Origin of the sequence: Streptomyces sp. (assembly GCF_036566765.1) — a bacterium.
In the GTDB taxonomy this organism is placed as follows: Bacteria; Actinomycetota; Actinomycetes; order Streptomycetales; family Streptomycetaceae; genus Streptomyces.
Map to the genome: position 1 here is coordinate 1 of NZ_DATCVQ010000598.1, position 16,503 is coordinate 16,503.

At 73.0% G+C, this 16,503-nt stretch carries 20 protein-coding genes; 8 read left to right on the forward strand and 12 right to left on the reverse strand.

Annotation, left to right across the window (positions count from 1 at the left end; translation table 11 throughout):
• Positions 1-234: 234 nt before the first annotated feature.
• The 3 genes from VIU94_RS34545 to zapE form a co-directional block, all read right to left on the reverse strand.
• Positions 235-1,608, reverse strand: a complete 1,374-nt coding sequence (locus VIU94_RS34545) for an alkaline phosphatase PhoX (protein ID WP_331917741.1) — start codon at positions 1,606-1,608, stop codon at positions 235-237.
• Between the two features lie 143 nt (positions 1,609-1,751).
• A complete protein-coding gene (locus VIU94_RS34550) occupies positions 1,752-2,177 on the reverse strand; it encodes an OsmC family protein (protein WP_331917743.1) in 426 nt (141 codons plus the stop codon).
• 34 nt (positions 2,178-2,211) lie between these two features.
• Complete coding sequence (gene zapE / locus VIU94_RS34555) at positions 2,212-3,303, reverse strand: cell division protein ZapE (protein WP_331917745.1); 1,092 nt, start codon at positions 3,301-3,303, stop codon at positions 2,212-2,214.
• A 36-nt stretch (positions 3,304-3,339) separates the two neighbouring features.
• Here zapE and VIU94_RS34560 point away from each other — a divergent pair, with 36 nt between their 5' ends.
• The 5 genes from VIU94_RS34560 (at position 3,340) to VIU94_RS34580 (ending at position 7,302) form a co-directional block, all read left to right on the forward strand.
• Positions 3,340-4,125 carry a pyrimidine reductase family protein gene (locus VIU94_RS34560; protein WP_331917747.1) on the forward strand — a complete coding sequence of 262 codons (786 nt, stop codon included), beginning with the start codon at positions 3,340-3,342 and terminating at the stop codon, positions 4,123-4,125.
• A 105-nt stretch (positions 4,126-4,230) separates the two neighbouring features.
• On the forward strand, positions 4,231-4,710 hold the full coding sequence (locus VIU94_RS34565; RefSeq protein ID WP_331917749.1) for an indole-3-glycerol phosphate synthase: 480 nt from the start codon (positions 4,231-4,233) through the stop codon (positions 4,708-4,710).
• A gap of 127 nt (positions 4,711-4,837) precedes the next feature.
• Positions 4,838-6,244 carry a UDP-N-acetylmuramate--L-alanine ligase gene (gene murC, locus VIU94_RS34570; RefSeq protein WP_331917751.1) on the forward strand — a complete coding sequence of 469 codons (1,407 nt, stop codon included), beginning with the start codon at positions 4,838-4,840 and terminating at the stop codon, positions 6,242-6,244.
• A gap of 21 nt (positions 6,245-6,265) precedes the next feature.
• Positions 6,266-6,673, forward strand: a complete 408-nt coding sequence (gene msrB, locus VIU94_RS34575; RefSeq protein ID WP_331917753.1) for a peptide-methionine (R)-S-oxide reductase MsrB — start codon at positions 6,266-6,268, stop codon at positions 6,671-6,673.
• A 134-nt stretch (positions 6,674-6,807) separates the two neighbouring features.
• Positions 6,808-7,302, forward strand: a complete 495-nt coding sequence (locus VIU94_RS34580; protein WP_331917755.1) for a peptidylprolyl isomerase — start codon at positions 6,808-6,810, stop codon at positions 7,300-7,302.
• A gap of 48 nt (positions 7,303-7,350) precedes the next feature.
• Here the strand turns inward: VIU94_RS34580 and VIU94_RS34585 are convergent, their stop codons facing one another.
• From VIU94_RS34585 to VIU94_RS44820, 8 genes are all read right to left on the reverse strand, one after another.
• On the reverse strand, positions 7,351-8,661 hold the full coding sequence (locus tag VIU94_RS34585) for an MFS transporter (RefSeq protein WP_331917757.1): 1,311 nt from the start codon (positions 8,659-8,661) through the stop codon (positions 7,351-7,353).
• Positions 8,662-8,664: 3 nt separating this feature from the next.
• A complete protein-coding gene (locus tag VIU94_RS34590; protein WP_331917759.1) occupies positions 8,665-9,135 on the reverse strand; it encodes a DUF5825 family protein in 471 nt (156 codons plus the stop codon).
• Positions 9,132-11,003, reverse strand: a complete 1,872-nt coding sequence (locus VIU94_RS34595) for a RiPP maturation radical SAM C-methyltransferase (protein ID WP_331917761.1) — start codon at positions 11,001-11,003, stop codon at positions 9,132-9,134. Before VIU94_RS34595 ends, VIU94_RS34590 begins: the two co-directional genes overlap by 4 nt.
• A 140-nt stretch (positions 11,004-11,143) precedes the next feature.
• Positions 11,144-11,266, reverse strand: a complete 123-nt coding sequence (locus VIU94_RS34600; RefSeq protein WP_331917763.1) for a hypothetical protein — start codon at positions 11,264-11,266, stop codon at positions 11,144-11,146.
• 106 nt (positions 11,267-11,372) lie between these two features.
• On the reverse strand, positions 11,373-11,834 hold the full coding sequence (locus VIU94_RS34605; RefSeq protein WP_331917765.1) for a hypothetical protein: 462 nt from the start codon (positions 11,832-11,834) through the stop codon (positions 11,373-11,375).
• Positions 11,835-11,969: 135 nt separating this feature from the next.
• Positions 11,970-12,755, reverse strand: coding sequence for a Cof-type HAD-IIB family hydrolase (locus VIU94_RS34610; protein ID WP_331917767.1), 786 nt, complete (start codon positions 12,753-12,755; stop codon positions 11,970-11,972).
• Between the two features lie 11 nt (positions 12,756-12,766).
• On the reverse strand, positions 12,767-13,966 hold the full coding sequence (locus VIU94_RS34615; protein ID WP_331917769.1) for a hypothetical protein: 1,200 nt from the start codon (positions 13,964-13,966) through the stop codon (positions 12,767-12,769).
• A 56-nt stretch (positions 13,967-14,022) separates the two neighbouring features.
• Positions 14,023-14,175: a hypothetical protein gene (locus VIU94_RS44820; protein ID WP_414721061.1), complete on the reverse strand. Its 153-nt coding sequence runs from the start codon at positions 14,173-14,175 to the stop codon at positions 14,023-14,025.
• Between VIU94_RS44820 and VIU94_RS34625 the strand changes: the two genes are divergently transcribed.
• A complete protein-coding gene (locus VIU94_RS34625; protein WP_331917771.1) occupies positions 14,174-14,800 on the forward strand; it encodes a nucleoside/nucleotide kinase family protein in 627 nt (208 codons plus the stop codon). The two genes, VIU94_RS44820 and VIU94_RS34625, sit on opposite strands and share 2 nt — an antisense overlap.
• Position 14,801: 1 nt before the next feature.
• Here the strand turns inward: VIU94_RS34625 and VIU94_RS34630 are convergent, their stop codons facing one another.
• Positions 14,802-15,548 carry a CTP synthase C-terminal region-related (seleno)protein gene (locus VIU94_RS34630; protein ID WP_331917773.1) on the reverse strand — a complete coding sequence of 249 codons (747 nt, stop codon included), beginning with the start codon at positions 15,546-15,548 and terminating at the stop codon, positions 14,802-14,804.
• Between the two features lie 95 nt (positions 15,549-15,643).
• Here VIU94_RS34630 and VIU94_RS34635 point away from each other — a divergent pair, with 95 nt between their 5' ends.
• Complete coding sequence (locus VIU94_RS34635; RefSeq protein WP_331917775.1) at positions 15,644-16,171, forward strand: tetratricopeptide repeat protein; 528 nt, start codon at positions 15,644-15,646, stop codon at positions 16,169-16,171.
• 13 nt (positions 16,172-16,184) lie between these two features.
• Positions 16,185-16,503: LysR family transcriptional regulator (locus tag VIU94_RS34640; protein WP_331917777.1), on the forward strand; the 319-nt coding region annotated here is incomplete at its 3' end.

Below are 16,503 nucleotides of genomic sequence, written 5' to 3' on the forward strand. Positions count from 1 at the left end.
TCGCGGGCGGCGGGGTCTTCGGGGTCGTCGGCGAGGCCGACGTGGCGCGCCCGGCCGCGGTGTCGCGGGGGGCCGCCTCAGGGGGGCCGCCCGTGCCGCAGCCGACCAGGACGGCCCCCAGAACAGCCCCCGAAACGGCAAGTGCCGTCAGTCTTCGTACAGAAATGGTCACGAACGGAAGTTATCCGATCATCACCTATCGCCTGTGACCCGACACCGCCGGAGGGGGAAGCGTCAGCACCACGGCCCCGTCACGGCGAACGTCGTGCCCGGGGTGTAGCAGTTGACGTACATCGTCCGGCCGTCCGGCGAGAAGGTGACCCCCGCGAACTCGCCCCACTCGGGGGCGTCCGGGCTTCCGATGTCGTTCGCACCGCGCGCCACCGCGTACACCTGGCCGCGCCGGTTCACGCCGTAGACGTGCTGCGCCCCCTCGCCGTCCTCGCACACCATCAGCCCGCCGGTCGGCGCGAGGCAGATGTTGTCGGGGGACTCGCCCGGCAGCTGGATGTCGGTCGTGGGGCCGAAGACCACGACGAGGGTGAGCCGGCGGCGGTCCGGCTCGTACTTCCACACCTGGCCGAAGTGGGTCGCGCCCGAGCCGTCCTTGGCGCGGGCGAAGCTGGAGACGAAGTACACCGCGCGGCCGCCCCAGTAGCAGCCCTCCAGCTTCTGCGCGTGCGTGATGCCCTTCGGGCCGAAGTCCTGCAGGCGGACCGGGGTCTGCGCCGCCTGCGGATCCGGAACGGGGACCCACTCGACGCCCTCGAACCGTGCCCCCGTCTCCTGGATCACGGACAGGTCCGGCACGCCCGGCACCCGCATCGCCTCCAGCGCGCCGCCGGCCCGCAGCGAACCCGTCCCGCCCAGCGGCTTCTCGGGCAGGAAGCGGTAGAAGAGCCCGAACGGCTTCAGGAAGGCGTCCTCGGTCTCGTACACGATGCCGCTCTCCGGATCGACGGCGATCGCCTCGTGCTGGAACCGGCCCATCGCGGTGAGCGGGACGGCGCCGGTGCGGTGCGGATCGGCCGGGTCGACCTCGAAGATGAAGCCGTGGTCCTTGGTGTAGCCGTTGGTCCCGGCCCGGTCCTCGGTCTCCTCGCAGGTCAGCCAAGTACCCCAAGGAGTGGGCCCGCCCGCGCAGTTGACCGCGGTGCCCGCGATGGCGACCCGCTCGTCGAGCACGTTGTTCCGGCCGTCCAGGGTGAGTGCCGTGCAGCCGCCCTTGGCGGCCGGGTCGTACGTCAGGCCCTCGACGGTCGGCACGCCGATCCGGGCGGTGACCCGGTTCTCGTGGTTGCGGACGAGATGAACGCGGCCGCGGCCGCGGCGGCCTGCGAAGGCCCCCATGCCGTCGTGATTGCTGGGCACCGGCCCTTCGCCGGAGCGGAGCGGGTCGCCCTCGCGGGACAGGACCGTGTAGCGGAAGCCCTTCGGCAGGTCGAGCAGGCCGGCGGGGTCGGGGATCAGCGGGCCGTAGCCGGCGGCGGGGGAATGGCCGCGGGCGGCGGCGGTGCCGGCGAAGATTTCGGAGAAGGCCCCGGTGAAGGCGATGCCGGCGACGGACGCGCCGGTACGGGACAGGATCTGACGTCGTGTTGCGGACATGAGGCAACCCACTTCCTGTTGGCGGACAGGTATTGACGTGGTGCAGATGTGACGTGTGACCCGCATGTGTGTACCACGCGCTGTGGTGACACGTGAACCATGCGGGTCCACGTCGCCTCATGTGACGTATGCGCCGGGAGGGATCAGACGAGCTCGGCGGTGAGCGTGATCGTGACACCGGTGAGGGCCTGGCTCACCGGGCAGTTCTTCTTGGCGTCCTCGGCCAGCGACTGGAACTGGTCCGCGTCCAGACCCGGGACCTCGCCGCGCACCGTGAGGTGGCTGGTGGTGATGCCGGTGCCCGGCACGAAGGTCACGTCGGCCTTGGTCTCCAGGCGGGCCGGCGGGTTGCCGGCCTTGGCCAGGATGTTGGAGAAGGCCATGTTGAAGCACGAGGAGTGCGCGGCGGCGATCAGCTCTTCCGGGCTGGTCTTGCCGTTGGGCTCCTCGGTGCGGGCGGGCCAGGACACGTCGTACGAGCCGAGACCGGAGGAGTCGAGGGAGACGACGCCCGAGCCCTTGAGGAGGTCGCCCTCCCAGACGGCGTGAGCGCTGCGCGTTGCGGCCATGGTGAATCCCTTTCGATCGGGTATGGCCCCCAACCTACTGGTCCACAAGACCCTTTGCGTCGCGAGCGAGTGCGGTGAGCCGGGAGATCGCCCGGAAGTACTTCTTCCGGTACCCGCCCTTCAGCATCTCTTCACTGAACAGCCGGTCGAACGGCAGCCCGGAGGCCAGCACGGGTATCTCGCGGTCGTACAGACGGTCGGCGAGGACGACGAGGCGCAGCGCCGTCGACTGATCGGGGATCGGCTGCACGTCGGTGAGGCAGACCGCCGTCAGGTCGTCCGTCAGCGCGCCGTACCGGCTCGGGTGCACGCGGGCCAGGTGGTCGAGCAGGTGCGGGAAGTCGTCGAGGCTCGCGCCGGGGGTGGCGTACGCGGCCTTGGTCACCGCCTCCTCGGAGTACGGCGCGGGAGCCTGAGGCAGTCCGCGGTGCCGGTAGTCCTCGCCGTCGATCCGCAGCGGGCGGAAGTGCGCGGAGAGCCCCTGGATCTCGCGCAGGAAGTCCACGGCGGCGAACCGGCCCTCGCCGAGCTTGCCCGGCAGCGTGTTCGAGGTGGCGGCGAGCGCGACGCCCTGCTCCACGAGGCGGCTGAGCAGCGAGGAGACGAGGACGGTGTCGCCCGGGTCGTCCAGCTCGAACTCGTCGATGCACAGGAGCCGGTGCCCGCCGAGGGTCTGCACGGTCTGCTGGAAGCCGAGCGCGCCGACCAGGTTCGTCAGCTCCACGAAGGTGCCGAAGGCCTTGAGCGCGGGCTCGGCCGGGGTGGCGTGCCAGAGCGAGGCGAGAAGGTGGGTCTTGCCGACGCCGTAGCCGCCGTCCAGGTAGACCCCGCGGGGGCCCGCCGGCGCGGTCTTCTTCGGGGCGCGGGAGAACCAGCGGCGCCGGCCCGAGCCGGAGGCGTGCGCGCCGCCCAGCCCGTCGGCGAAGGCGCTCAGGACGTCGACGGCCTCGGACTGGCTGGCCTGGTTCGGGTCCGGGATGTACGTGTCGAAACGCACCGAGTCGAACCGCGGCGGCGGCACCATCTCCGCGACCAGACGGTCGGCGGGCACATGGGGCTCGCGGGCGCAGAGGGACACGGGCGTCGCCTCGGTGGGGGACGCTTCGGGGAGGGCACGGGTCGACACAGTTCCCCACTGTAAGGGGCGTGTCAGACTGCGAGGATGCGACGCCTGTTCCCTGTGACGGACATGACAGCCAACGACGACGCCGCGGGCGACAGGGAGTGGTCCCTCGACGAGCTCGCCGACGCCTACGCCTACCCCGACCTGGCCGAGGCCCCCGACGGCGTCTGGCTGCGGGCCAACATGGTCTCCTCCCTCGACGGAGCGGCCCAGCACGACGGCCGCTCCCAGCCGATCTCCTCCGACACCGACATGCGGATCTTCGGCACCCTGCGGGCGCTCGCGGACGTGGTGGTCGTCGGGGCCGAAACGGTCCGCCAGGAGGGGTACCGCCCCGCCCGGGCCCGCGAGGCCTTCGCGGCCCGCCGGGCCGCCGCCGGGCAGGGGCCCGCGCCGGTGATCGCGATCATCACCTCCTCGCTCGACCTCGACTTCTCCCTTCCGCTTTTCACCTCGCCGCTGGCGCCCACCCTCGTGCTCACCGGCGAGGACGCGCCCGCGGAGCGGGTGGCGGCGGCCGAGCGGGCCGGCGCGCAGGTGGTCAGGGCCGGCGAGGGGACCCGGGTGGACCCGGAGCGGGCGAAGCGGGAGCTGGTGGCGCGCGGGCTGCGGCGCCAGCTCACCGAGGGCGGTCCGAGGCTGCTCGGGCAGTTCGTGGCCTCCGGGGCGCTGGACGAGCTGTGCTGGACGGTGTCTCCGACCATGACCGCGGGGAGCGCGCAGCGGATCGCCGGAGGCCCGTCCGTGACCGTCCCTGCGCGGTTCTCGCTCGCCTCCGTTCTGGAGGAGGCCGGGTTCCTGTACACCCGCTACCGTCGGATCTGACAAGTGCCGGAATTTCCCGTTCCGGTTAGCTTCCGCTGGGCACACTTACTCTCGCAAACCCCGTGCGGGCACGGGGAAGGATGGTTTCCGCAGAAGGGCTCCGAAGTGTTCACAAGCGTTTTGATGATCGAGAAGCCCCTGACGTCCGTCGACGTGGAGTTCGTCACCACCCTGCACGGTGCCGAGCGGGTGTCGTTCATCGTGCTGATGCAGCCCAGGGGCGACCAGGCCGATGTCCTGCTGCGCGCCATCGACGACGTCGCGATGGGCGAGCTGAAAGAGGCCCGGCGCGAGGGCGAGGAACCCGAGGGGAAGGCGGCCCGGATGCCCGCCGAGCAGGCCCTGGAGCACTCCCTGCAGGCGCTGCGGGACGCGGGCTGCGAAGCGGTCGGACAAGTGGTCGAGGACCACCCCCTGAACAAGATGAAGGCCGTGGTCGACGAGTCGGACGCGGACGAGGTCATCGTCCTGACCGCTCCGCACTACGTGGAGGAGTTCTTCCATCGGGACTGGGCCTCCAGAGCCCGGCACAAAGTGGGCGTCCCGGTCCTGAAGCTCTTCGCGCACAGCGCCGAGGAGGAGTAGCCCGAACGCCCGAGGCGGGCCCGGGGGAGTCCGGCCCCAGGTCCGCCCTCGCCGGACTCTCCGCCCCCAGCCACTACGCTGGGGGCCTCATACGTACGTCGCAGTCGCACCCCGGGGAGACAACCGCATGGCCTCCGCCATCCCTGCCGCCGCCGTTCCCGCCGCCATGGAGCGGCCGCACTTCATCGGCATCGGCGGTGCCGGAATGTCGGGCATCGCGAAGATCCTCGCCCAGCGTGGTGCCAAGGTCGCCGGCAGTGACGCCAAGGAGTCCGCGACCGCCGAGGCGCTGCGCGCGCTCGGCGCGACCGTCCACATCGGGCACGCCGCCGCGCACCTCGCCGACGACGCCTCCTGCGTCGTCGTCTCCAGCGCCATCCGCGCCGACAACCCCGAGCTGGCCCGCGCCGCCGAGCTCGGCATCCCGGTCGTGCACCGCTCCGACGCGCTCGCCTCCCTCATGGACGGCCTGCGCGCGATCGCGGTCGCCGGCACGCACGGCAAGACGACCACCACCTCGATGCTGGCCGTCGCCCTGACGGAGCTGGGCCTCGACCCCTCGTACGCGATCGGCGGCGACCTCGCCGGCCCCGGCACCAACGCGCTGCACGGCGACGGCCCCGTCTTCGTCGCCGAGGCCGACGAGAGCGACCGCAGCTTCCAGAAGTACGACCCCGAGGTCGCGATCGTCCTCAACGTCGAGCTGGACCACCACGCGAACTACGCGTCGATGGACGAGATCTACGAGTCCTTCGAGGCCTTCGTCGGCAAGATCCGCCCCGGCGGCACGCTGGTCGTCGGCGAGCACGCGGGCGCGCGCGAGCTGGCCCGCCGGGTCGCGGACCGCGAGGGCCTGCAGGTACTCACGGTCGGCGAGGACGAGGGTGCGGACGCCCGCATCCTGGAGATCACCCCGAACGGCATGACGAGCCGGGTCGTCGTCGCCCTCGACGGCGTCGAGCACGCCTTCACCGTCTCCGTCCCCGGCCGTCACTACGCCCACAACGCCGCCGCCGCCCTCGCGGCCGGCTCCCGCGTGGGCATCGACCCGGCCGAGCTGGCCCAGGCCCTCACCGCGTACACCGGCGTCGGCCGCCGCCTGCAGCTCAAGGGCGAGGCCGCGGGCGTGCAGGTGATCGACTCGTACGCGCACCACCCCACCGAGATGACCGCCGACCTGGAGGCCATGCGCGGCGCCGCCGGGGCGTCCCGGCTCCTCGTGGTCTTCCAGCCGCACCTGTTCTCCCGGACCCAGGAGCTCGGCAAGGAGATGGGCGACGCCCTCGCGCTCGCCGACGGCTCCGTGGTCCTGGACATCTACCCGGCGCGCGAGGACCCGATCCCGGGCATCACCAGCGAGCTGATCATCGCCGCCGCCCGCGCCGCGGGCGCCGAGGTGACCGCCGTCCACGACAAGGACACCGTCCCGGACGTGATCGCGGGAATGGCGAAGCCCGGTGACCTCGTTCTCACCATGGGCGCGGGCGACGTCACGGACCTGGGTCCGAGGATCCTCGCCCGCCTGTCGAGCTGAAGCCGAGCCGAGGAGCGAGTGATGGCGTACGACGTCGAGAAGCCGGACGAGCAGTGGCGGGCGGAGCTGTCCCCGGCGGAGTACCAGGTGCTGCGCCAGGCGGGGACGGAGCCGGCCTTCCGCGGTGAGTACACGGACACCAAGACCAAGGGCGTCTACTCCTGCCGCGCGTGCGGGGCCGAGCTCTTCACCTCGAACGAGAAGTTCGAGTCGCACTGCGGCTGGCCGTCCTTCTTCGACCCGAAGGACAGCGAGGCCGTCGAGCTCCTGGAGGACCGCACCCACGGCATGACCCGCACCGAGGTCCGCTGCGCCCGCTGCGGCTCCCATCTGGGCCATGTGTTCGAGGGCGAGGGCTACCCGACCCCGACGGACCAGCGGTACTGCATCAACTCCATCTCGCTGCGGCTGACGGCCGACGAGGACTGACCGTCCGACACAGAACGCCCCGCACTCGGCGAGTGCGGGGCGTTCCGCGTGTCTCGCGGTGCTCGGCTGCGTGCCTCAGGGGTGGGTCTCCTATCCTGGGGTTCGATCATTCGAAAACCCAGAGGAGCAGCGCCATGAGCCAGAACGTGTACTTCGAGGTGGCCGCGGACGGCCAGTCGCTCGGCCGCATCGAGTTCAAGCTGTACGACGACGTCGTCCCGAAGACGGCCCGCAACTTCCGTGAGCTGGCCACCGGCGAGCACGGCTACGGCTACAAGGGCTCCCCGTTCCACCGCGTCATCCCCGAGTTCATGCTGCAGGGCGGCGACTTCACCCGGGGCGACGGCACCGGCGGCAAGAGCATCTACGGCGAGAAGTTCGAGGACGAGAACTTCCAGCTGAAGCACACCCGTCCGGGCCTGCTCAGCATGGCCAACGCGGGCAAGAACACGAACGGCTCGCAGTTCTTCATCACCACGATCGTGACCGACTGGCTGGACGGCAAGCACGTCGTCTTCGGCGAGGTCGTCTCGGGCATGGACGTCGTCACGGAGATCGAGAAGCTCGGCAGCCGCCCCTCCGGCCGCACCTCCAAGGAGATCGTCATCACGGACTCCGGCGTCGTCTGATCCGCCTGCGCAGGCGCCGCCCCACATGCGGCGGCGCCCGCGCGGCGGTCATGTCCCCGGCGGTGCTTGCGGTGTTGTGCGCCCGGAACGACGCCGCGGGAGCCAGAAGGAGCCGGCGGCCAGCACGGTCGTCGCCGCCGCGCCGGTCAGTACGGGGACGTTGCCCAGCCAGGCCGCCAGCGCGCCGCCGGACAGCGCACCGACCGGAACGGTCGTCAGCAGTGCCGCCTGGGCGAAGCCGGCGACGCGGCCCTGGAGCCCGGGTGGGGCGATCAGCTGCTGCGTGGTCGTCATCGAGATCGCCCAGACCGTGGCCGCGCTGCCGAAGACGAGTTGGTACGCGAGCAGGGCGGGGAAGGCGAGCCCCAGCGACGCGGCCGGCACGAGGAAGATCGAGAAGGCCGCTGCCAGCGCGCAGATCCGCGTCGCCCGGTACAGCCCGATCGTCGTCGCGAACCGGCCCGCGAGGACCACCCCGGCGACCGTGGCCACGCTGAACGTCGCGTACACGCACCCCAACTGCCAGGGCGCCAGCTTCAGTTCGCGGCCTGCGTAGAGTACGAAGAGGGCGTCCGCGGCGCCGCTGCCGAGGTTGAACCCGGCCCCCGCCAGCACTTGCCGGCGCAGTACCGGCTCCGCCCGGACCACCGCGAACCCCTCGCACAGCCCGGCGAACCGGGGGCCGCGGCCCCCGCCCGTATCGGCCGGCCGGTTCAGCGCCGCGGGCAGCGCGAACAGCAGCACGGCCTCGACGGCGTACGCGGCGCTGCCGGCGAGGAGCGCGGGCGACGCGCCGACGAGGCCGACGAGGACGCCGCCCAGGGCGGGCCCGCCGATCTGGCCTGCCGTACGTGCCCCGGTCAGCGCCGAGTTGCCGGCGAGCAGCTGTCCGGGCGGCACGACGCGGGGCAGCGCCGCCTGCAAAGCCACCGAGAGCGTCCAGGTCAGCGCGCCCGACAGGGCGGCCACGGCGTACAGATGCGGCAGGCTCAGCCGCCCGAACGCCCCGGCGAGCGGGACCGAGCCGACGACGACTACCTGGAGCGCGGTGAGCGTGACGGTCAGGGGACGCAGCCGGGCCCGGTCGGCGAGGACCCCGGCGAAGGGGCTGAGCACGGCCCCGGGGAGGTACGTCAGCGCCAGCAGCGCCGACGCCCCGAACGGGCCCGCGTGGAGTCGGGTCACGGCCAGAAGCGCCAGCGCCAGCGCGGTGATCTGCCGCCCGACCGAACTGGCCGCCTGCTCGCCGCAGAGCAGGAGGAACGGGCGGTGCCGGCGTAACGCCCGCCAGGGCATGCCGGCGTCCGCCTCGGCGACCGCGTCCGTGGTCGACGGGGGCCCGCTGGGCGAAGCCGTCACAGGTCAGACGCTCGTGCAGGGGACGGGCCAGCGGCGCAGCCGTGGCGGCAGCGCCACGGCCCAGCCGTCCGTGACCAGGACCAGCCGCTCGTCCGCGAGCAGCGCCACGGCCTCGCGCCCGGCCGCGTCGAGCCCGTCGAGGGCCGTGGGCTCCTGGACGGCGAGGAACGCGTCGAGCAGCGCGGGCTGGTCCAGGGTGAACCGGGCCGCGGCGGCCGGGTCCCGCCGGTCCATGACCTGCACGAAGTCCGGCCCGCGGCGGTGGTAGAGCAGCCCGTACGCATACCTGGACGCCCACGCCGGGTGGCCGGACTCCGGGGGCGGCAGGTGGTGCAGCAGCGCGGTGTCGAAGCTCGGCGGCTCGGCGTCCGGGACCCAGCGCACCGTGCGCGCCGCGCTCTGGCACTCGCGCAGCAGGCGCACCGCCTCCGCCGTGGCGCGGCCGCCCGCGCCGAGCGGCAGGACGGCGGTCATACGGTCACCGCCTCGACGTCGTCCGCGAGCGCGCCGATCGGGGCGTTCCGCAGCGGCAGCGACACGTACGACCGTCCGTCGAAGAACAGCAGCCCGAGCGCCACGCCCTCGTCGAGCCACTCGGTGAGCCGCTCCGCCGTGACGTCGTGCCCCTCCTCGGCCCCGGTGAGAAGCCGGTGCAGAGCCGGGCCCGAGCGGCCGTGCTCCAGGTGCGCGAACGCGGCGGCCTCCCAGCCGGTCAGCCGGTGCGTCCGCTCCGGCCAGCCGCTCCGTCGGTCGTGCACGAGAAGTGCGCCCTCCGCGTCCGTCTCCATGAGCAGCGTCGAACCGGCGTGTCCGTCCCGCCAGTCGGCGACGGCCCGGGTGAGCCGCTCCTCGGCCGCGCCGTCGACGCCGCGCGGCGGGGTGTCGAAGAGGTAGACCAGGTCCGCGAGTTCGGCCTCGGGGAGGTCGTACACATGGCGGTACATCTCGGCCGGGCTCCGCTCGGCGAAGCCGAGGGCCGGGTCGGCGAAGTGCGGGCTGAAGCGCTCCAGTTGGATGCGGAACGCGCCGCCGGGCGGCTGGAGATGGACGAGCGCGGGGAACTGGGCGACGACCGGGTCGTAGTCCGCCGCCGTCTCGCCCGGGAAGCCGTACAGGTAGTTCCAGGTGCAGGTGAGCGACAGGTCCGCGCACTCGCGCAGGGTGCGGACGTTGCGGGAGCCGGTGACGCCCTTGTCCATCAGGCCGAGGACGCGGTTGTTGAGGCTCTCGATGCCCGGCTGGATGTGCACCGCGCCCGAGCGGGCGAGCAGCTCCAACTGCTCGTGCGTGAGGTTGGACTTGACCTCGTAGTGCATGAGCAGGTCCCAGCCGCTGTCGGCGGCGCGCGGCAGGAAGTCCGTGAAGTACGCCATGTCGATGATGTTGTCGACGGTGACGACGTCGAGGATGCGGTGTCGCCGGACCAGCCGGTCCACCTCGTCCCACAGCCGCTCGCCGGGCTTGGCCCGGAACGCCATCGCCGAACCGTTGAGGCCGCAGAACGTGCAGTGGTGCTTCTCGCCCCACCAGCAGCCGCGCGCGCCCTCCACGACCAGCTTGGGCCGGACGTACTCGGCGACCGGGGAGGCCTCCAGCTGCGTGTGCCAGACGTCGTATTCGGGCGAGGGGATGTCGAGCGGTGCGACCGTGCGCCGCGACTCCTCGTTCGCCCGCGAGGTCCCGCCGTCCCACCAGCACAGGCCGGGCACGTCGGCGGGCGGGGTGCCGGCGTCGAGGTGGTGGAGAAGGGCGGGGAACGCGTACTCCCCCTCCCCGCGCACCACGTGGTCGACGAAGGGGTGGTTGCGGTGCAGGGCGTGGCCCATCGGCCCGTCGCAGTTGCTGCCGCCGAAGACCACGGTGAGGCCGGGGCGGCGGCGCTTGAGCTCGGCGGCGAGCGCGAGCGAGGCGACGTTCTGCATGAAGGTGCTGGTGAAGCCGACGACGTCGGGGTCGTCGGCGAGGATCTCGTCGGCGCTGCGCGCGACGAACGCGGCGGCGTGCACGCGCATCGCATGCGCCTTGTCCACCGGGATCCCGCGCCGCTCCGCGTACGCGTCGAGCCGCGCGACGCCCCAGTCGGGGTCCTGGTACAGCACGCCGGAGAAGACCCAGTCGCCGAGCCCGTCGAAGATCGAGTCGCTGCCCACCTCGAGGTGGTCGGCGGGCCGCAGCAGCCCGTCCGTCCGGTCGAGCAGGAACTCCGCCCAGCGCAGCGAGCCGTGGAACTCACGGACCTCGTCGTCGGGGCGGGTGCGGGTGAGGAGGGCGTGCAGCAGGCCGATCTGCAGAGACGGCAGGTCGATGGGCTGCCAGGGCATGGTCACCAGATGAACGCGCATGCGGCCTTCCGTGTCGTGCCGGTCAACGGGGCCGGGGGTCGGCGACGGACGGGGACGGGGACGGGGGTCGGCGACGGACGGGGATGGGGCGGCGGCGTGCGGCGTGCGAAGTGCCACGCCGGACGCCGACGCCCGCCCGGTCAGGTGGACGGCCGCTTGTCGATGGTGAGGCGGTCGCGCTTCCTGGCCTCGTCCTTGACGGCCACCTTCTTGATCTCCGGCTTGGTGCGGGTGTCGTCCTCGGGTTGCCTGTTGCTCTCCATGGTTCCCTCCCGTTCCTCAAGTCCGTTGACGGTAAGCGCAGTTACTCCTGGTACGCAAGGGACGGGTTTCGGCCGGTGGGGCGGCGGCGCCGGCAAGGCGCGCGGGCTACGACAGGTCCGGGGTGCGGAGCCGGAGGCCTGCCGCGGTGCGGACGCGGCGGGTGCGTCCGCGCACGGCGAGCAGACCGAGGACCTCGGGGTCGGCGGCGAGGCGGGTGTTCGTCGCGGCCGTGCGCTGGAGCCAGTCGGATGCGCCGGTGACCTCCTCGGCGGTCCACGGCTCGGCCTGGGCGATCCTGCGGAGCAGGGTCCACTCGTGCAGACGGCGGACGAGGAAGTCGTGCTCTCCGGTCGCCGCGGCCATGGCGTGGGCCCAGGCGGAGAACCGCGGATCGCTCATCAGCTGCGCGGCCCGGCGGTCCAGGTGGCGGATCACCGCGCTGACCGCCATCGTCGTGTCCTCGTCGCCCAGGACGGTGGTCACCAACTCCGCCTCGTCCGCCTCGGCGACGGCGCCGAGGGCCGCGAGATGGCGGGCGAAGCGCCGGTGTTCGGCGGGATCGCTCATCGCCGGGAGTCCGGCGGCAGAGAAGCGGAACGTTTCGTCATGATGGTGACGATAGACGGCTTCACCGCCATTTCATCGTCGCCGACGGGACGTGTCACGTGAGGATCTCCGGGTACTGCGTGAACTGACGATGCGTCACATCCCTTGCTCCAGCAGGGACTCCAAGTGGCGGGCCACTCCGTCGTCGTCGTTGGAATGGGTGACGACGTCGGCGGCGGCCAGGACCTCGGGGTGGGCGTTGGCTACGGCTACGGCTGTGCCGGCCCAGGTGAGGGCGGGGAGGTCGTTGGGCATGTCGCCGAGGGCGATGACATCCGCCGCCGTGAAGCCGTGGGCCTGGGCGATGCGCTGGAGGGCCGACGCCTTGGTGACACCCTCCAGGGTGATCTCGCAGAACGCCGAACCGGAGGCGGTCACCTCGTACCCCTCCGACAGCCGCGCCGCGACCCGGCCGCGGTAGTCGAGGGCGTCGCCGTCGAGCTGGACCAGGAGCTTGCCGACCCCGGTGTCGTCGAGGGCGCCGTCCAGGGTCTCCACCCGGACCGCGCCCCCCGCGTCGGCCGAGCCGAGGGTGAACGTGTGCTCCAGCAGGAATTCCAGGTGCCGCTCCGCGCCCATCCGCGCGGACGGCTCGTTCCGCCGCAGCACGCCGAGCGCGTGCCGGACGCGGTCCGTCGTCACCGGTCGGTAGTCGACCACCGCCTCGGCGGCGAAGTCGTACGTGAGGCATCCGTTGCCGCACACCACGACCGCGTGGTGCCCGAGCTCAGCGACGATCGGCCGCACCGCCCGCACCGGGCGGGCCGTGGCCAGCACCAGCAACCACCCCGCCGCCCGCAACCGCCCGACCACCTCGCGGGTCCGCGGGCTGATCCGCCCGGCGGAGTCCAGCAAAGTGCCGTCCAGGTCGGTCGCGATCATTCGTCGTCTCATCAAGCCCCCCGTAGCCGCTGGACGGCCCATGTGGCGCGCCGCGACAGTTCGCCGAGTCCGCCGAGCGGACCGGTCATGCCGTCGAGCAGGGTACGGGCTTCCTTCAGCGCGGTGCGGCCCTGTTCGGCGTCGCCCGCCTCCGCCTCTGCCAGCGCCAGGCTCAGGTACTCCTCCGCCACCCCGCGGCCCAGGCCGCGCCGCCGCCAGCCCTCGGCCGAGGTGTCGACGGGCGGCTCCGGCAGGCCGAGGTCCAGTTCCTGCTGCCCGGATGCCTCCGCAGCGGGCGGCCCGGCGTCCAGCACCGCGACCGCCAGGTCCAGGGTGCGCCGGGCCGCCGCCGCGTCGCCCGCGAGGCGTTCGAGCCGCGCCAGGGTCCGGGCGGCCGAGCCCCGGGTGAGCGCCGTGTCCTGGAGGGACAGGACCAGCCGCTGGGCGCGGGCCGCGTGCGCCGGGTCGCCCACCGACTCCAGGCCCGCCACGATCCGGCCCAGCCGCACCGCGTCCGGCCCGGTGTCGCCGAGGAGCCGGATCAGCCGTATCCGGGCCTCGGCCGTCAGCCCCCGCCGTGCGGCGAGCGCGATCCATCCGAACTCGTCCTCCGGAGCGGGGAGTTCCTCGTCCGCGAGCGCCCCGGACGCCAGCACCCTCTCCCGCAGCGACGGGCGCGGCAGCCCGTCCAGCAGCTCGTACGCCAGTCCCTCCTCGGCGGTCAGCAGGACGAACTCCGGCTCCGTACGCAGCAGCGCCGCGTGCAGCCGCGCCAGCAGCTCCGACGGCGAGCGCTCCGGAAGCCCGAGCCCTGCCAGGAGCTCCGCCCGTATCGCGTCCAGCTCCGGCACGTACGAGTCCCGCATGTCCGCTTCCACGGCCCCCGCCGCCACGAGGGCTTCCCCCGTCCCGCCGTACCCCACCGCGTCGTGCCACCCCGGCAAGCCGAGCAGGACCTCCAGCGCCTCCCCGACACTGTCTCCGAGCAGCCCGGCCTGCCCCTCCGACGAGGCGTACAGCACCGCCCGCCCGTCACACAGGAAGTACGTCCCGCCCGCCCCGTCCCCCGCGATCGGCTCCAGCGGCCCGCCCGAGGCCAGGACGACCTCCTCGCCGTGCTCGGCGCGGTCCAGGTCGAACTCGAAGGGCCCGGCGGCCAGTTCGGCCAGGCGTGGCCGCTCACGAAGCACGCTCAGCAGGAAGTCCGTCATGCCGCCGAACGTAACAGCGCCCACCGACAACGAGCCGAGCGGACGACAAGGCCGCGTCAGGGACGCGTCGCGTAGCCGACGAAGGCGGCCCAGGCGGTGGCTGCGAGGGCGTCGAGGCCCTGGCCTCCCGGTGGGCGGTGCACGACCGCGTGCCCGTCGGCAAGACCGTCCGGGCCGAGCTCGACCTCCCGGAGCGACAATGACGCCATGGACTCCGCTCAGCTCGACGAGCTCGCCGCCCGCGCCCGCCGCCTCGCCGCGCCCGGTGGCCGCCGGATCCTGGGGCTGGCCGGGGCGCCCGGGGCGGGGAAGTCCACGCTCGCGGACCGGCTCGTTGCGCGGCTCGACGGGCTTGCCGTGCTCGTGCCGATGGACGGCTTCCACCTCGCCCAGGCCGAGCTGCGGCGGCTCGGACGGGAGCAGCGCAAGGGCGCCCCGGACACCTTCGACGCCGCCGGGTACGCGCACCTCCTTGCCCGGCTCCGTACCCCCGAGCCCGACGCCGTCGTGTACGCGCCCGCCTTCGACCGGACCCTGGAGGAGCCGGTCGCCGGGGCGATTCCCGTTCCCGCCGACGTTCCCCTCGTCGTCACCGAGGGGAACTATCTGCTGCACGACGAGGGTCCGTGGGCCCCGGTCCAGGCCCTCCTCGACGAGGTCTGGTACCTGGAGCTCGACGACCGGCGCCGTGTGCCCCGGCTGATCGAACGACACGTCCGGTTCGGCAAGGACCGGGACCGCGCCGAGCGCTGGGTCCGGGAGTCCGACGAGGTCAACGCACGGTTGGTGGAGCGCGGCCGGGACCGCGCCCATCTCGTCGTGCGCATGAGTTGAGCTACACCCCGGCCACCCGCACCGCCGCCTTCTCCACCGCCGCCGTCGCCAGCGCGCGCACGATCGGATGCGGCCGCGTCCCGTCCCCGGCCAGCTCCGGCTGGAACAGCGTCGCCAGGAAGAACGGATGCCCCGGCAGCTCCGCGATCCGCACCTGCCCGTCCTCGTCCTCGCCCGAGAAGCGCATCCCGTGCGCCCGCAGCGTGTCCAGGTGGCGGTTGTCCGGGCCGTAGTTGCAGTGGTACCGCTCCGTCGACCGCTCCGCCCCGAGGACCCGCTCGGCGAGCGAGCCCGGCTCGACCCGCACGGGGCCCTCGTGGCCGACCAGCGAGCAGGCCAGCGGGGCGATCAGCAGATCGCCGCCGTCCGCCGCCGGGTCGTTCTCGGCGTGCGCCGCGCGCTCCAGACCGCAGACGTCCCGCGCGTACTCCAGCAGCGCGTGCTGGAAGCCCGCGCAGGTCCCGAGGAACGGGATCCCCTCCTCCCGCGCGGTCCGGATCGCCGCCAGCGCCCCCTCCTCGCTCGCGTACGGGCTGCCCGGCAACAGCCACACCGCGTCGAAGCCGCGCACCGCGTCCGGCTCGGCGGCGTCCGCGGTCTCGATCCAGTACGCGTCGAGGATCAGCCCGTCGCGCTCCGCGAGCGCGTCGAGCAGCATCGGGACCCGGACGTGCGAGCGGACGTGCGGGGAGCGGTCGCCCACGAGGGCGATACGAGGAGTGCGGTTCGTGTTCAGGTTCTTCGTCATGGAGAACATGCTGTTCAAAGACCCGTGTTCACGTCCAACGATGATTTCTGCACTCTCCATCACGAACGCTGATGACCGGCGCTAGGCTCGCCCTCATGACCACCGACGCCACCACGACCTGGGACGACCGCGTCGCCGCCCTCTGGGCCGCGATCGACGCGCACGACCCGGCCGACTTCCGCGCCCGCATCGCCGAACTCGCCGCGGAGCGGCCCGCCGACGACGCGCCCGCGCTCTTCGAGCAGGGCGCCGCCCACGACTCCACCGGACTGCCCGAGCAGGCCGTGGAGTTGTACCGGCGCGCCCTCGACCTCGGCCTCACCGGGCTGCGCCGCCGCCGCGCCGTGATCCAGATGGCCAGCAGCCTGCGCAACCTCGGCCGGCCCGAGCGCGGCGTCGAACTCCTCACCGCGGAGCGGGCGATCCCCGCCGAGCGGCTCGACGCCGACGAGCGGGCGCTCGCCGGCGCGGTCGACGCCTTCCTCGGGCTCTGCCTCACGGACACCGGCCGCGAGCGCGAGGCCGCCTCGCTCGCGCTCGGCGCGCTCGCCCCGCTGCTGCCCCGCTACAACCGCTCGCTCGCGTACTACGCCCAGGCGCTGATCACCCCCGACGAGCACTGAGGGACGCACCACGATGGACCCGCACCTCCTGCGTACGTACGTCACCGTCGCCCGGCTCCGCTCGTTCTCCGCGGCGGCGCGCGAACTCGGCTACACGCAGTCGGCGGTCTCCCAGCACATCGCGGCCCTGGAGCAGGACCTCGGCCTGCCGCTGCTCGGCCGTCGCCCGGTCACCCCGACGCCCGCCGGGGAGCGGCTGCTCGAACACGCCGGGTCCCTGCTGCTGCGCATCGACGCCGCCCGGGCCGACCTCGCCCGGTACGCCGCTGCGCCCCGCGAGGAGCTGACCGTCGCCGCCTCCCCGCTCGCCGCGCACCCCGCCGCGCTCGCCG

Excerpts from the sequence above, each read along its gene's own strand:
- VIU94_RS34600 (WP_331917763.1), bottom strand. The coding sequence starts at position 11,266 with ATGGAGAGCAACAGGCAACCCGAGGACGACACCCGCACCAAGCCGGAG.
- VIU94_RS34635 (WP_331917775.1), top strand. The coding sequence starts at position 15,644 with ATGACCACCGACGCCACCACGACCTGGGACGACCGCGTCGCCGCCCTC.
- VIU94_RS34610 (WP_331917767.1), bottom strand. The coding sequence starts at position 12,755 with ATGATCGCGACCGACCTGGACGGCACTTTGCTGGACTCCGCCGGGCGG.
- VIU94_RS44820 (WP_414721061.1), bottom strand. The coding sequence starts at position 14,175 with ATGGCGTCATTGTCGCTCCGGGAGGTCGAGCTCGGCCCGGACGGTCTT.
- VIU94_RS34550 (WP_331917743.1), bottom strand. The coding sequence starts at position 2,177 with ATGGCCGCAACGCGCAGCGCTCACGCCGTCTGGGAGGGCGACCTCCTC.
- VIU94_RS34605 (WP_331917765.1), bottom strand. The coding sequence starts at position 11,834 with ATGAGCGATCCCGCCGAACACCGGCGCTTCGCCCGCCATCTCGCGGCC.
- VIU94_RS34595 (WP_331917761.1), bottom strand. The coding sequence starts at position 11,003 with ATGCGCGTTCATCTGGTGACCATGCCCTGGCAGCCCATCGACCTGCCG.
- VIU94_RS34545 (WP_331917741.1), bottom strand. The coding sequence starts at position 1,608 with ATGTCCGCAACACGACGTCAGATCCTGTCCCGTACCGGCGCGTCCGTC.
- VIU94_RS34615 (WP_331917769.1), bottom strand. The coding sequence starts at position 13,966 with ATGACGGACTTCCTGCTGAGCGTGCTTCGTGAGCGGCCACGCCTGGCC.
- VIU94_RS34560 (WP_331917747.1), top strand. The coding sequence starts at position 3,340 with ATGCGACGCCTGTTCCCTGTGACGGACATGACAGCCAACGACGACGCC.
- VIU94_RS34630 (WP_331917773.1), bottom strand. The coding sequence starts at position 15,548 with ATGACGAAGAACCTGAACACGAACCGCACTCCTCGTATCGCCCTCGTG.
- VIU94_RS34590 (WP_331917759.1), bottom strand. The coding sequence starts at position 9,135 with ATGACCGCCGTCCTGCCGCTCGGCGCGGGCGGCCGCGCCACGGCGGAG.
- VIU94_RS34625 (WP_331917771.1), top strand. The coding sequence starts at position 14,174 with ATGGACTCCGCTCAGCTCGACGAGCTCGCCGCCCGCGCCCGCCGCCTC.
- VIU94_RS34580 (WP_331917755.1), top strand. The coding sequence starts at position 6,808 with ATGAGCCAGAACGTGTACTTCGAGGTGGCCGCGGACGGCCAGTCGCTC.
- murC (WP_331917751.1), top strand. The coding sequence starts at position 4,838 with ATGGCCTCCGCCATCCCTGCCGCCGCCGTTCCCGCCGCCATGGAGCGG.
- msrB (WP_331917753.1), top strand. The coding sequence starts at position 6,266 with ATGGCGTACGACGTCGAGAAGCCGGACGAGCAGTGGCGGGCGGAGCTG.